The sequence below is a fragment of the Psychrobacter urativorans genome, from assembly GCF_904846675.1.
Lineage (GTDB): Bacteria > Pseudomonadota > Gammaproteobacteria > Pseudomonadales > Moraxellaceae > Psychrobacter > Psychrobacter urativorans_B.
Window position 1 is genome coordinate 100,330 of the sequence record NZ_CAJHBT010000002.1, and the last position, 13,982, is coordinate 114,311.

Below are 13,982 nucleotides of genomic sequence, written 5' to 3' on the forward strand. Positions count from 1 at the left end.
AAAAAGACTAATATAGATTGATAAACTCTATCTATAAAAATAGATAACCTCTAAAGGTAGATGACTATGTATAAAAAACTAAAGTACAAACAACTGAGTATTTTACTGGGTTTTAGCATGGTGTCTATGCTGGCATCAGCACAGAACCTATATATGAATGATATGAGGCTCAAATCGGACCTCGATTGGCTAAATACCCAAGGTGTCACTCAGATTAGTACTAGTACATGGCCACTAACCGCTAACGAAATCAAGCGCGCACTAAGCTCTGCTAATACGGTGACACCAGCGCAGCAGCAAGTTTTACAGTCAGTGAGTACTTTGCTTAATCAAGCTGAAAGATCTCAATCTCTTGTTAAAACTTCTGTAGGATTATATGCTCAAACTGATCGAAAACAATTGCCACAAACCTTTGCCGATGATCAGCTGGCAGGACAGCAAGCCTCTGTAGCGTTGGGACTTAGTGAAGAGAATTGGGAGTTTAACCTACAAGCTAATTTAAAAAACGATAAGCTAATTGATGATAATGATGTCAGTTTTGAAGGTTCGTATATCGCTGGTACAGCTGCCAACCAGTGGTTGATAGCGGGTCAAATCCCTGCATGGTGGGGGCCTGGAAATGATGGTAGTCTTATTCGAGGGGATGCCAGCCTTCCTGTCGTTGGTGTTACGATGCAGCGTGATGAGCAAAGTGCACCTGCCTCAAAATATCTATCATGGGTCGGTCCATGGCAATATCAATTGTTTGGCGGACAGCTTGACGATTATACCGCTGTGCCAAGAACTAAGCTGTTTGGCATGCGTCTCACGGCAGCGCCATTGCCATGGTTAGAGGTTGGGGCGTCACGTACCTTTATGTGGGGCGGTGAGGGCAGACCACAAAGTTTTAGCTCATTTGTCGATGCTGTTATAGGAACTAAAGATAACATAGAAATTGAAGATAATAAAGAAGACCCTGCCAACCAGCTGGGTGGCTTTGATGCACGTATTAATCTTGCGCCTTTAGTTAATATTCCAGCGGCAGTCTATGCTCAGTACGTGGGTGAAGATGAAGCAAGCGGACTACCTTCCAAATACATGTCTCTGCTCGGTGTGGATTATGCCTCTGATGTTTATGGTAAGCCTTATCAATTATATGCTGAGTATGCAGATACGCGTACCAATGGCGAAGTGAGGAATATTTCTTATAATCACTTTATCTATACAGACGGTTACTATCAGCAAGGCTATCCTCTCGGTCATTCTTTGGGCGGCGATACTCAAAGTGCATCAGTTGGCAGCAAGCTATGGTTGAGTAGTAGTGACTTTATCCGAGCGAAGCTGCAGTATGCTAAAGTGAATCAGGCGGATGAGCCGATTAATCAGGCATTCCCCACTACGGATACGCTAAAGGCAATCGATGTCGCTTGGGAACATCAATTAAAACCACAAGCACTGATTACTACTAGGTTGTGGGCAGTAGACTCAAAAATAGAGTCTACTGATGTAGGGGCAGCAATAGGACTGGAGCTAAAGACTTTTTAAGTTTGGTTTGTGTTCAGTGTATTCAAAATAGGATCTGTTAGGATTTCAACAGGTCCTATTTTTTTACTAAGCTATGTTGCTTTCATTACAAATGGAAACTATAATACAGCATTTAATAACAGATAATACGCACTGTTTTTATCTTATTGGTTAGTCATTCTCATGAAATTTAGAAAAGATATTAACGGTCTTAGGGCTATTGCTGTCATCGCAGTTGTGCTATTCCATTTCAATGATTCTTGGATGCCCGGCGGCTTTGCTGGTGTTGATGTTTTTTTTGTTATTTCAGGTTTCCTGATGACTGGAATAATATTTAGAGGTGTCGAGAAAGATAGCTTTTCCATTTTTAAGTTTTATGTCGCTCGTGCTAATAGGATTATTCCTGCTCTAGCACTACTGTGTCTTGTATTATTAGTTTTTGGTTGGTTCTATCTTATTCCAATCGATTACAAGACCCTAGGCAAGCATGCTGGCAGTAGTATAAGCTTCTTATCCAATTTCGCTTATTGGAGAGAGGCTGGCTACTTTGATGCCGCTTCTCATGAAAAATGGTTGTTACATAGTTGGTCATTATCGGTTGAATGGCAGTTCTATATCATCTACCCGTTAGTACTGGTCGCTATGCGCAAGTTTCTGTCGATAAAGACTATGAAACTAATGCTGATAGTTGGAACAGTGCTAGGCTTTATTTTCTGTGTGTTTTCTACCTACAAATGGCCTAATGCTTCTTATTTTTTATTGTCTGCCAGAGCGTGGGAGATGATGATCGGTGGTGTGGCTTATCTTTATCCTTTTACATTACAAGAAAATAGAAAAAAAATTGTACATTGGGTAGGCTTAGGGCTAATTATTGGTTCTTACTTCTTAATATCGGCAGAAAATCCTTGGCCAGGTTATTTAGCACTATTTCCTGTTATAGGTTCTTTCCTTATTATTCAAGCTCAGCATAATGATAGCGTCATCACAGGCAATATAGTTTTTCAAAAATTAGGGACTTGGTCTTATTCCATATATCTTTGGCACTGGCCGATTGTCGTCGCTATTTACTATTTTTCACTAGACGAGGCCTATATATATCCAGGTATAGCGCTGTCTATACTTCTTGGCTTTCTAAGTTATAAATATGTTGAAAAAATAAAATTCAGGAATGATTTTTCTAGTCTATTGAGCTATCTGAGGTATAAACCTGCATATATGGTTCTTATAGTCGGGCTGTTAGGCAGTATTGCTTTCGGAGATAACGGGGTTGGAAGTAGATTCGCACTAAATGCTACTGATGATATTATTATTCATGAGCTGACCCGGGCAACTAGAAGTAATGGTTATTGTTTCTATAGCTCAGACGATCCAGATTTTGAAGTTAGCCAAAGTAAAGGTGTTGAATGCTATCTAGGGGACAAGCAAGAAAAGCCAACAACACTATTGTTTGGAGACTCATATGCGGGTCATAATGAGCCGTTTTTTGATGAAGTATTTAAGGCGAATGGCGCATCATTTCAATCAATAACAACTAACTGGTGTATCCCTTCTTTTTCTGAAAGATATACTGGTGTTAAAACAAATAGCGCTTATGATCAGTGTCTATTGAATAGACGCTATTTAGAAAATAATATGGATGATTATAAGAATATAATATTCGCAGGGTCCTGGGATACTCCGTTAATATTAGGACAGCTTGAAGATTTCAAGCAAGTGGTTGATAAAGCTGCGAACCTTGATAAAAATATCTTCATCATGGCAGCCCCTTATCGCTATCAAAAAAATCTTTTAGCAGAACTTAAGAAAAGTATTTATTTTGGTTTACCCTTTAATATTGATGCTATAGATGGCAAAGATACAGTCGTGGCTAAGGCCAATAGAGAACTAAAAGCTCTAGCTGAAAAATATAGTAATGTTTATTATATAGATAGATCATTACTTTATGAAGAAAGCAACACATTTGATGTGGGCGAGGTCACAGTTCCATATAGCTTAGATGGTGGTCATATCTCCATTTTAGGATCAAAATATTCAGCAAAACACTTCATCAATCATCCTGATTATGAGGTTATGATGAGCCACTTTAATCTGCATTAGTAGTTGAGAAATCAACATCAAAAAATTTTCCATAATCAATCTCTTCCAAAAGACTTTCTCCCCAAGTTCTATAGATAAACTTTCATCGGTTAGCGCCGTCTTATGCCCTCTATAGCTTAGTCTTTTTTACTGTTTTTGTAATTAACACGCATCAATTTTTTGGTCCATACTTTTATGAAATTTAGAAAAGATATTAACGGTCTTAGGGCTATTGCTGTCATCGCAGTTGTGCTATTCCATTTCAATGATTCTTGGATGCCCGGCGGCTTTGCTGGTGTTGATGTTTTTTTTGTTATTTCAGGTTTCCTGATGACTGGAATAATATTTAGAGGTGTCGAGAAAGATAGCTTTTCCATTTTTAAGTTTTATGTCGCTCGTGCTAATAGGATTATTCCTGCTCTAGCACTACTGTGTCTTGTATTATTAGTTTTTGGTTGGTTCTATCTTATTCCAATCGATTACAAGACCCTAGGCAAGCATGCTGGCAGTAGTATAAGCTTCTTATCCAATTTCGCTTATTGGAGAGAGGCTGGCTACTTTGATGCCGCTTCTCATGAAAAATGGTTGTTACATAGTTGGTCATTATCGGTTGAATGGCAGTTCTATATCATCTACCCGTTAGTACTGGTCGCTATGCGCAAGTTTCTGTCGATAAAGACTATGAAACTAATGCTGATAGTTGGAACAGTGCTAGGCTTTATTTTCTGTGTGTTTTCTACCTACAAATGGCCTAATGCTTCTTATTTTTTATTGTCTGCCAGAGCGTGGGAGATGATGATCGGTGGTGTGGCTTATCTTTATCCTTTTACATTACAAGAAAATAGAAAAAAAATTGTACATTGGGTAGGCTTAGGGCTAATTATTGGTTCTTACTTCTTAATATCGGCAGAAAATCCTTGGCCAGGTTATTTAGCACTATTTCCTGTTATAGGTTCTTTCCTTATTATTCAAGCTCAGCATAATGATAGCGTCATCACAGGCAATATAGTTTTTCAAAAATTAGGGACTTGGTCTTATTCCATATATCTTTGGCACTGGCCGATTGTCGTCGCTATTTACTATTTTTCACTAGACGAGGCCTATATATATCCAGGTATAGCGCTGTCTATACTTCTTGGCTTTCTAAGTTATAAATATGTTGAAAAAATAAAATTCAGGAATGATTTTTCTAGTCTATTGAGCTACTCTAAAAACATACCAATCTATATCGCAGTGTTTATAGGAGTATTAGGAAGTGTAGTTTTTATAAAATTTGATACCTTTACGCTCATGCGTTTAACAGCAGATGAAATATTAATAACAGATCAACAAAAACGGGATCCTAAGGTAGCTTTTTGTGGAGCTGTAGAAAATGGAGTGTCTCCAGGCTGTACTTATGGCGATGGACCAGTAAAAGCCATTGTTATTGGGGACAGTCACTCACAATTTCAGAATGTTGCCATTGGTAATAGAGCTACATTAATGGGTGGAAGCATTCTAAGCTTAGGACTGTCAGCCTGCCCTACAATCAAAGATGTTGTATATAGAGGCGGGTCTAGTAACCAATATGCGGATTATAACTGTGGATGGCTAGTTGAAAATGCTATTGATATTGCAGCGGAAAAATATCCCAATATTCCTGTTATTATTATCAATAGAACTTCTATGTATATACACGGACCAAATGAAGACAAAGACTTTCAATTGGCGCCTCCCCATTATTTCGTTGATGAAGTCTTTACTAAGAGAGATGAGAGATATAAAAATAATCTAGCTGGTCATATGGTTGATACTATCTGTGAATTTACTGAGAATAATCCCGTTTACTTAGTAAGACCAACGCCTGAAATGACAAAGCATGTCTCTAAAAGTATGTTTAACTCTTTAGTTCTATATAATCGTAAAGAGTCCATTAAAATACCACTAGCTGAAAATAGTCAAAGGCATGAATTTGCATTTAGAATGCAAGATAAAGCGGCAAAACAATGTGGGGCTAAAATACTAGATCCTCTTCCATATCTTTGCGATGATCAATACTGCTATGGAGATGTTGATGGTATCCCTACCTACTTGGATGATAATCATTTAAGTATTTATGGCTCAGAAGTTATTTCACCTATATATGATGAAGTCTTTAAGTAGGGCTAAAGTTTCGATATAAAGCGATCATTATGTTAGTGTAAGTTATAAATAAATAAAAACCGTTCCAATGTATTTGGCACGGTTCATTAAGTGAATAAAAAATAGAATAGTTAAGAAATAGCTTTAATGCTTTCCATATCCGGCATCGGCGGAAGCTGCTCTAGACTGGTCAGCCCAAAGGCGTCCAAAAACTGTGGGGTAGTATGTAGTAATGCCGGACGACCTAGCGTGTCTTTGTAACCGTTCTCTATAATCCAGCCTTTATCAAATAGTTGTCGTAAGATATTGCTTGAAAGCGTGACGCCACGCACATACTCAATATCGCTTCGGGTCACCGGCTGCTTATACGCAATCACGCTTAGGGTTTCTAGTAGTGCTTGGCTCAGACGCTCTTGGCGCTGCGGGAATACGCGCTGAATGAGCGGGCTATAGCTATCAGTAATTTGCAGTCGATAGCCGCTGGCTGTTTCATTCAGGCTGAGTACACCATTTTTTAAACGCGCTTGTAATATCTCTAATGCCTGTTGTAGCTCTTGAGTGGATAAAGATAAATATTTTTTAAGTACATTGGCAGTAATCGGGGCTTCTGAGGCGTGTAGTAACACTTCAATATGGCGACTGATGGTTTCGTGCTTATTAATAGCTTCGTCTTGCTGCTCTAAAGATACTGATAATGTTTGTTTACTATTATCTTGTTTAGCATTGTCAACCATGGCCATTACTATATTGCTCTCTAATAAATAATTTTGTAAAAAGGAAGTCTCAGATATTGGCAAGATGGTATCTACGTCTGGCTCGTTGCTATAAAATATTATAACTTTACATGACCGTTTGTTGGGCTGAAGCCTATGCTAACCACTCTAAAGTTAATTCATTAAGCTGATTGCTAGTATGGCTACCGGCTATATTATCCGCATTAACGACGCCAACCAGCTGACGTTTCATCAGCTCTAACACCGCTACAAAGCTAACCACCACCCCGATCTTACCTTGCGTTTTATCTAGTAACTCGTAAAAGGAGCGTGCGCCATCAGTGCTCAGCTGTCTGCTAATACTGACAATTCGATCGGCAAGTGGTACAGCATCTGTTTTAACGGTATGCATCTTCATATGATAGCCAGGCATTAACTGCATTTTAAATAGGCTATCAATTAGTAAGTTTGGTGAATAGCTGGGTAATTCAGCTTGCATAATATCTTGATTGGGCATACTAACCATCGCTAAGAACACATCGCGCTCAAGGCGTACTAGGTTATCCAAACGCTGGCTTGCACTTTTGATTTGGGCGTAGGCTTCTAAGCGTTCAATCAGCTCTGCTTTGGGATCACGCTCATCAATAGGCGTCTGCGGGGTAGGGAGTAATAGCTCAGTTTTGATAGCAATCAAGGTCGATGCCATCAATAGGTAGTCGCCTGCTAATTCGAAATGTTCAGCGTTTAGCTCATTGATATAAGCCAAATACTGCTCAGTAATGGGCAGGATTGGCATTTGGGTCAAATCAACATTATTCTTTTTGACCAAATACAATAAAAAATCCAGCGGCCCTGCAAATTGCTCGAGCCAAATGGCAAACGCTTGTGGCGGTACATATAAGTCCTCCGGCAAGTGCTGCACGGGTGTCTGATAAATACGCAATGCCATATTATCACAGGCATCGGCTATATCATGAACCTTAGCAACAGCCGCAATGCCACCTGATACGGGACTGATACTTACCGGTGTTTGTATGTCTGCACGGATAGCTGATGTCACTTGCATTCACTTATATAAGTTGGGAGCTGATTTTTTAATGATTAAGCAATAATTAAACTACTATTTAAGCAACACTATTACTTAAGCGATCATTTAAGCTTAGCAAGCGGGCGAATACCAATAGCACGGCGAGTTTTATCCAGCTGCTTACGGCTATGGCGACGTGCTTTATCCGCGCCCATTTGCAAGATTTCTTCCAACTCTTTTGGATTGGCCATCAGCTCTTGATAACGTGCGCGAAATGGCGCAATTTCACTATTTATTTTTTCAAATAAAGCTTGTTTGGCATCGCCCCAACCAATACCTGCCGAGAATTGCGCGCGCATAGCAGCAATCTCTTCAGGTGTAGCAAAAGCTTTATAAATCTCAAACACGGCTGAGTCATTAGGGTCTTTTGGCTCAGCAGGCAGCTGAGAATTAGTGACAATTTTCATAATTGCTTTATGCATCTGCTTCTCAGGATTGGCCTGTGGATTAAATTCACCAAATAATGGAATGGTATTGCCGTAGCTTTTACTCATTTTACGTCCATCAAGCCCCGTCAGCAATGGTGTGTCATCATCGACCGCCGCATTTGGCATGGTAAAGAGCGGCTTATATTTATGGTTAAAAGTACCGGCAATATCACGCGCCATTTCAATATGCTGAATTTGATCGCGACCAACAGGAACATGGGTGGCGTTGAACATTAAGATATCTGCTGCCATTAGCACCGGATAGCCAAATAGTCCCATAGTGACACCTTGATCAGCATCAACGCCATTGTCTATATTGATATCGACTGAAGCCTTATAAGCGTGGGCACGGTTCATCAGACCTTTGGAACATGAGCAATTTAAAATCCAGGCCAGTTCTGGGATTTCTGGTACATCCGATTGACGATAAAAGGTGACGCGCTCAGGATCTAGACCGCAAGCAAGCCAAGTTGCGGCAATGGATTTAGTGGATTCATGAATCACTGCAGGGTCAGAACATCCGATAATGCCATGATAATCTGCTAAAAAGAAAAACGCTTCATCATCACTGTTCTGGATAGACTCAATAGCTGGACGGATCGCACCGACATAATTACCCAAATGTAGGGTACCTGTTGGTTTAATGCCCGTTAAAATACGTTTGGCTGCTGTCTTTTGGGTATTTGAAGGGTTTACGCTGTCATTATTATTCATGAAAAATCCGTTATAGTTTGTTATCTAGTTATTGTTGGGTATGGTCAGGTATTATTTTGGCTATAGTCATCATTTTAGAAAACGAGTTTAGCAAACAATTATAGCAAATTTGCGTGCTGTTTTTATTTTAGACTGACACTCTATGAAGTCTAAATATTTATATTTATAAGCGCTTAGTCATAGATATCAGTACGGCCCTCAGGACCATTTTTAAAGCGTCTATGGAACCACATCCACTGAGTAGGATCGATGCGAATTAGCCCTTCCAACACTTCATTAACGCGTGTGGCATCAGCCACTTCATCGTTACTTGGATAATTATCTAATGCTGGGGTAATGGTCAGATGATAATGGGGACGTTTACCACTCGGCATATTATCGGGCGTTTGCCGGTAAGTATGTAGCGCCATAACAGCGGGTGGATGTTCTTTACTACCGAGGTTAGCCAGCCGCCGCGTTGCGGTAAGGGTCGCTGCGGGTACGCCAAAAAAGGGTGCCATAACCCCTTGTTTCAAGCCGTAATCTTGATCCGGTGAGTACCAAATCACGTGTCCATCCTTAATAGAGCTTACCAAACTACGCATATCACGGTTAGAGATTTGCTTACCAAGAATGCTACTACGACCATTATAAACCACCCAGTCTAATAGCGCGTTATTTTGCGGTCTATACATACCATCCATGGGAAAGAACTGCGTACAGAGCATGCCGCCGAGATCGAGCATTGTATAGTGTGCACCAAGCAAAATAACCGCGCGACCCTCGTTCTGGGCGTTGACTACATGTTGGAGCCCAGAGATAGAAACCGTACGGGTAAATACATTCGGGCGGAACCAAGCGCACAAGGTTTCAAACACACCAATACCTTGGTTAACAAATATTTGCTTGGCCATCAGCTCGCGTTCAGCTTCTGGTTTTTCTGGAAACGCTAATCTAAGGTTTATCAACGTATCACGGCGGCGCGAGCCTACGGTTTTATAAATTAAAATACCCAGCTTGCGACCTAGCCAAAATTGCCAACGTAGCGACAAATAGATCATCGGAAAAATAATAGCCATTAGCAGCCAAATACCCCAGTATTTAGGCAATAAAAACGACCATTCAAAGGGCTTTTTATGCGGGGGTACGGTTTGTTTATGAGTTTGCTTAATAGTGGGCATACCTGCAGGAATATCCGGCGACCTGGCAGGCTGATTAGAGGATGCACTGCTTGGAGGTGGCATACTGCTCTGAGAGTTAGGTTTACTGGGATCAAACTGTTCGGGCGCTTTCATGATGTCGTTGCTAATGATAAAAAGTTAGTATTATGATGGGGTAGCAAGCGCAGCTTTGCAAGTGAATTTACGCATCGTTATAAGAGGCTAACTTGCAAAAACACACCAACAAAAACGCGCGCATAAAAAAACCTTATAAGCGGTGACCCACTTATAAGGTTCTGCAAATCTATTATGTTATCTTTAATTGCCCCTATGATCTTATGATAAGACCAGTAGCAACCAGTAGATAAACAATAGCTTTGATTAACGTTTTGAGAATTGTGGACGTTTACGTGCTTTACGTAGGCCCAATTTCTTACGTTCAACTTTACGTGAGTCACGAGTCACAAAACCAGCTGCTTTTAGGGCAGGCTTTAAGGTTTCGTCAGATTCGATAAGTGCACGGGTGATACCGTGGCGGATTGCGCCCGCTTGACCCGTACTGCCACCACCTGTAACGGTGACGTATAAGTCATAAGCACTACCAGAATCGAGTAACTCTAATGGCTGACGAACAACCATGCGTGAAGTTTCGCGGCTGAAGTATTCATCAAGTGGCATGCCGTTAACAACGATAGTGCCAGTACCTTTTGATAAAAAGACACGAGCAGTAGAAGTCTTGCGGCGACCAGTTCCGTAATTGCGTTCCATAAGTGATTCCTTAGATGTCTAGTTCTTTAGGTTGCTGCGCTTCATGTGGATGATCGGTACCCGCATAAAGTTTTAGCTTCTTGATCATCGCATAGCCAAGAGGACCCTTTGGAAGCATACCCTTAACGGCTTTGTGTAGAACATCTTCAGGCTTATTTGCAAGCAGCTTGGTGAAGTTGGTTTCTTTAATACCACCTGGATAGCCACTGTGACGATAGTATTTTTTATCTTGTGCTTTTTTACCCGTTACTGTAATTTTTTCAGCGTTGATGACAACAATGAAGTCACCAGTATCAACGTGCGGGGTAAAAGAAGCCTTGTGCTTACCACGTAGGCGGTGAGCGATTTGGCTAGCTAGGCGACCAAGGGTTTTGCCGTCAGCATCTACGACATACCAGTCATGGGTCACTTCAGCTGGTTTTGCACTAAGTGTTTTCATGATAAAACCTTAAAATTAAAATTCGTTGAGAGTTTGTCTGGGAACGGGGCTCTCAAAAAACAGACTGCACATTATAAGCAGTAGCGCTTACGCTTGCAAGCTGCATTGTGGTTTATTTTAGGCTGCTAGGCATCAAATACAAGCATTTAGCCGGGTTTTTAGCAGTTCTTAATGCGGGTTGTCTAATTATGACGATACCAGCTGATAAAGTCCAGCAACAACTTGCCCGGCTTTGGTCTGTTTGAGGCAATTAAAGCCCACAAGCCCTTGTGAAGACAAAGTTTCTTGTAAAGATATGGTCAGCTCATCCAATTGTGGATTCAGGTCTTTATCCGCTTCCAAGTAAATCAGCGTTTTTACCGTGATTAATTCTTTAGCAATTAAAGCCGTCAAAATTGGCTGCCATAAATCATCAGCATAAGGCGGATCAATAAAGACCACATCAAAGACCGCATTAAAGCTCACGTTAAAGTCTTGATTAGAGGGCTGATTGAGATTATTGTTTTGGCTTAAAACCTGCTCGGCTGCGCCATGAATAATACGGTAGTGGTCGACATCAATACGCAGTTGCTGGGCGTTTTGCAGTAGCAGCTGACTTTGGGTACGATTGGTTTCAATAAAGGTGCAATGCGCCGCGCCGCGTGATAACGCTTCAAACCCAAGCACACCACTACCAGCGCAGCTATCAAGTACGCGTGCACTATTTATATCAGTGAGTAGCCAGTTAAATAAAGTCTCACGCAAGCGATCTGGGGTAGGGCGTAACCCATCGGCATCGATAAAAGTGACGTTACGACGTTTAAACTGCCCACCGATAATACGCACATTACCGGCGGTTGTATTTTTACCATTGTGAGGCGTTTTAGGCTTAGATTTTCGCGGTGTTGATAGTCTTTTCATAGTATTTGTAATGTCTTTATAGAGTAGTCTCAGTATTGGCTGTTTTAGTCGCTGTTTCTGCTTCCGCTTGTTTTTTTAACGCGTCTTCTTTATCGCGTATAGCATCATGTGCCGCTTTATCTTGGACTTTTTGGTGTTTGATAGCTTTTAGCTCATCGGCAGTTGGCGGTAAAATAGGATCGTTTTTGTGCTGTAATACCCAGTAATCAAATAGAGCGCGGCCTATAGGCGCTGCAACGACGCTACCACCGCCGCCATTTTCAACCAATACCGATAGCGCAATTTGGGGGTTTTCCACTGGCGCAAAACCATTGAACCACGCATGATCCCAATGGCGTTTATCTAGCGCTGCTTTATTATAGCTTTGACCTTGGGCAATGGATTTTACTTGCGCGGTGCCGGTCTTGCCCGCAATACGATAGCGTGAGGTATAAATGCGGCGACCAGTACCTTGCTTGATGACGTTTTCCATCGTATCTTGCATACGTGTCCAGTCGGAATCCTCACCATTATAGTCAATTTTTCCGTCCGTCTTATCAATGATATTAACTTCTGCAGCGCCTTCACTGTGTTTTAATAGATGCGGGGTGATGTGATGACCCTTGTTAGCAGTGATAGCCGTGGCTTGAGCAATTTGCAGTGGCGTTGCCAGAAAATAACCTTGACCAATACTAACGGATATCGTTTCACCCGGTAACCAGTCTTTATTATAAGTGTCTTTTTTCCATTTTGGTGACGGCATAATACCTGCCTTTTCATTAGGCAAGTCAATACCGGTTTCTGAACCAAAGCCAAAGCGTACCATCCAGTCGTGCAAGCGCTGAATGCCCATCTCATACGCCAAGTTATAATAATAAGTATCCACTGACATGACGATAGATTTTTTGAGGTCAACCGTGCCATGACCTCCGCGCTTCCAATCGCGGAACCGATGCGAGTCGCCAGGTAAGCTAAAATAACCGGGGTCATAGATAGTGGTATTCCAATTGCGCAGACCATAATGCAGACCGCCTAAGGCCTCAAAGGGTTTGATAGTTGAGCCGGGCGGATACATTCCTTGCAATGCTCTGTTATATAATGGCTGATCTAAATCTTCCCGTAGGTCGCCGTAGTCTCTAAAGGAGATACCAGATATAAAAGGGTTGGGGTCATAGCTGGGGTTACTGACAAAGGCCAGCACGTCGCCATTTTGCGGGTCAATCGCTACAATCGCGCCACGGCGACCAGCGAGTTGCTCCTGCGCCACCATCTGTAAGCCATAATCTAAACTCAAGGTGATATCGTTACCCGCAGTCGGTGCCTTGGTATCTAGTTGGCGTAGGATATTGCCATGAGCATCAGTTTCTACTGATTGATAACCGGGTTGTCCTAACAAAATATCTTCATAAAAATCTTCGATACCGATTTTACCAATAAGGTCGGTACCGGCATAGCGATCTTTATTAATTTGTTTGGTTTCTTTATCATTGATACGGCCGACATAGCCGATAACGTGCGCGAACAGCTCATCATAAGGATAAGAGCGGGTCAGCTTACTTTGTATAGTGACCCCGCGAAAGAACGGCTGACGTTCACTAAATTGCGCTAATTGCGCGTCAGTGAGATCAATCTTAATGGTGACTGGGTCATTTTTTTTACTTCGGCTGAGCCGAGCTAAAATATTGGCAATGTCTTCATCAGTGAGCTCGAAAATAGGCGCTAGCAGGGTTAAGGTGCGCTCAGGATTGTCTACTTCATCAGGACTAAGCATCGCGGTAAATACCGGCTGGTTGTCCGCCAGTAATATGCCATTGCGATCATAGATATAACCCCGACTTGGCGGTGCTGATATCAGCTTGATACGATTGTTATCCGCTTGCTTCTTATATTTATCATGCGCGTACACTTGCAAGTAACCGTAACGCAGCAGCAAAACACTCAGGCCTACAAAAATAAGCAAGCCAAAGATAATAATCCGGTGCATAAAAATACGATCGACTTGTTCGGCATCTGGGGCTAGCGGTCTATTCATGTAAAGTCAGTACCAAGGCGCGCTGTGATTAAAAGGATTAAGAATAATAAAGGATAGACGTTAGGTCATTAATGCTTAAAGGA

General features: G+C 41.5%; 11 protein-coding genes. 3 read left to right on the forward strand and 8 right to left on the reverse strand.

Going from position 1 to position 13,982, the window contains the following annotated elements; translation table 11 throughout:
- Nucleotides 1–66: 66 nt before the first annotated feature.
- The 3 genes from JMY06_RS01805 to JMY06_RS01815 all read left to right on the forward strand — a co-directional run bounded on the left by JMY06_RS01805 (nucleotide 67) and on the right by JMY06_RS01815 (nucleotide 5,721).
- On the forward strand, nucleotides 67–1,524 hold the full coding sequence (locus JMY06_RS01805) for a capsule assembly Wzi family protein (RefSeq protein WP_201615702.1): 1,458 nt from the start codon (nucleotides 67–69) through the stop codon (nucleotides 1,522–1,524).
- Between the two features lie 162 nt (nucleotides 1,525–1,686).
- Entirely contained in the window at nucleotides 1,687–3,600 is a 1,914-nt protein-coding gene (locus JMY06_RS01810) for an acyltransferase family protein (RefSeq protein WP_201615703.1), read from the forward strand.
- Nucleotides 3,601–3,774: 174 nt separating this feature from the next.
- A complete protein-coding gene (locus tag JMY06_RS01815; protein WP_201615704.1) occupies nucleotides 3,775–5,721 on the forward strand; it encodes an acyltransferase family protein in 1,947 nt (648 codons plus the stop codon).
- Between the two features lie 110 nt (nucleotides 5,722–5,831).
- On the opposite strand, the gene scpB is transcribed toward JMY06_RS01815, so the two are convergent.
- The 8 genes from scpB to mrdA form a co-directional block, all read right to left on the reverse strand.
- Entirely contained in the window at nucleotides 5,832–6,434 is a 603-nt protein-coding gene (scpB, locus tag JMY06_RS01820) for an SMC-Scp complex subunit ScpB (RefSeq protein WP_201615889.1), read from the reverse strand.
- 133 nt (nucleotides 6,435–6,567) lie between these two features.
- Nucleotides 6,568–7,362 carry a segregation and condensation protein A gene (locus JMY06_RS01825; protein WP_201615899.1) on the reverse strand — a complete coding sequence of 265 codons (795 nt, stop codon included), beginning with the start codon at nucleotides 7,360–7,362 and terminating at the stop codon, nucleotides 6,568–6,570.
- 200 nt (nucleotides 7,363–7,562) lie between these two features.
- Complete coding sequence (locus tag JMY06_RS01830) at nucleotides 7,563–8,642, reverse strand: tryptophan--tRNA ligase (protein ID WP_201615705.1); 1,080 nt, start codon at nucleotides 8,640–8,642, stop codon at nucleotides 7,563–7,565.
- Nucleotides 8,643–8,815: 173 nt separating this feature from the next.
- Nucleotides 8,816–9,916, reverse strand: coding sequence for a lipid A biosynthesis acyltransferase (locus JMY06_RS01835; RefSeq protein ID WP_201615706.1), 1,101 nt, complete (start codon nucleotides 9,914–9,916; stop codon nucleotides 8,816–8,818).
- 246 nt (nucleotides 9,917–10,162) lie between these two features.
- On the reverse strand, nucleotides 10,163–10,549 hold the full coding sequence (gene rpsI, locus JMY06_RS01840) for a 30S ribosomal protein S9 (RefSeq protein WP_201527850.1): 387 nt from the start codon (nucleotides 10,547–10,549) through the stop codon (nucleotides 10,163–10,165).
- 10 nt (nucleotides 10,550–10,559) lie between these two features.
- Nucleotides 10,560–10,988 (reverse strand): 50S ribosomal protein L13, encoded by a 429-nt coding sequence (gene rplM, locus JMY06_RS01845; protein ID WP_201527851.1) that lies wholly within the window; start codon nucleotides 10,986–10,988, stop codon nucleotides 10,560–10,562.
- Nucleotides 10,989–11,174: 186 nt separating this feature from the next.
- Nucleotides 11,175–11,888, reverse strand: a complete 714-nt coding sequence (gene rsmD / locus JMY06_RS01850) for a 16S rRNA (guanine(966)-N(2))-methyltransferase RsmD (protein ID WP_201615707.1) — start codon at nucleotides 11,886–11,888, stop codon at nucleotides 11,175–11,177.
- A gap of 16 nt (nucleotides 11,889–11,904) precedes the next feature.
- The gene (gene mrdA / locus JMY06_RS01855; RefSeq protein ID WP_201615708.1) at nucleotides 11,905–13,899 is read right to left on the reverse strand and encodes a penicillin-binding protein 2; all 1,995 of its coding nucleotides are present in this window, start codon (nucleotides 13,897–13,899) and stop codon (nucleotides 11,905–11,907) included.
- Nucleotides 13,900–13,982 lie beyond the last annotated feature (83 nt).

Bases quoted from the DNA above. Each gene is read 5' to 3' on its own strand.
- JMY06_RS01805 (WP_201615702.1), top strand. From the start codon at position 67: ATGTATAAAAAACTAAAGTACAAACAACTGAGTATTTTACTGGGTTTT.
- JMY06_RS01810 (WP_201615703.1), top strand. From the start codon at position 1,687: ATGAAATTTAGAAAAGATATTAACGGTCTTAGGGCTATTGCTGTCATC.
- JMY06_RS01815 (WP_201615704.1), top strand. From the start codon at position 3,775: ATGAAATTTAGAAAAGATATTAACGGTCTTAGGGCTATTGCTGTCATC.
- scpB (WP_201615889.1), bottom strand. From the start codon at position 6,434: ATGGTTGACAATGCTAAACAAGATAATAGTAAACAAACATTATCAGTA.
- JMY06_RS01825 (WP_201615899.1), bottom strand. From the start codon at position 7,362: ATGGCATTGCGTATTTATCAGACACCCGTGCAGCACTTGCCGGAGGAC.
- JMY06_RS01830 (WP_201615705.1), bottom strand. From the start codon at position 8,642: ATGAATAATAATGACAGCGTAAACCCTTCAAATACCCAAAAGACAGCA.
- JMY06_RS01835 (WP_201615706.1), bottom strand. From the start codon at position 9,916: ATGAAAGCGCCCGAACAGTTTGATCCCAGTAAACCTAACTCTCAGAGC.
- rpsI (WP_201527850.1), bottom strand. From the start codon at position 10,549: ATGGAACGCAATTACGGAACTGGTCGCCGCAAGACTTCTACTGCTCGT.
- rplM (WP_201527851.1), bottom strand. From the start codon at position 10,988: ATGAAAACACTTAGTGCAAAACCAGCTGAAGTGACCCATGACTGGTAT.
- rsmD (WP_201615707.1), bottom strand. From the start codon at position 11,888: ATGAAAAGACTATCAACACCGCGAAAATCTAAGCCTAAAACGCCTCAC.
- mrdA (WP_201615708.1), bottom strand. From the start codon at position 13,899: ATGAATAGACCGCTAGCCCCAGATGCCGAACAAGTCGATCGTATTTTT.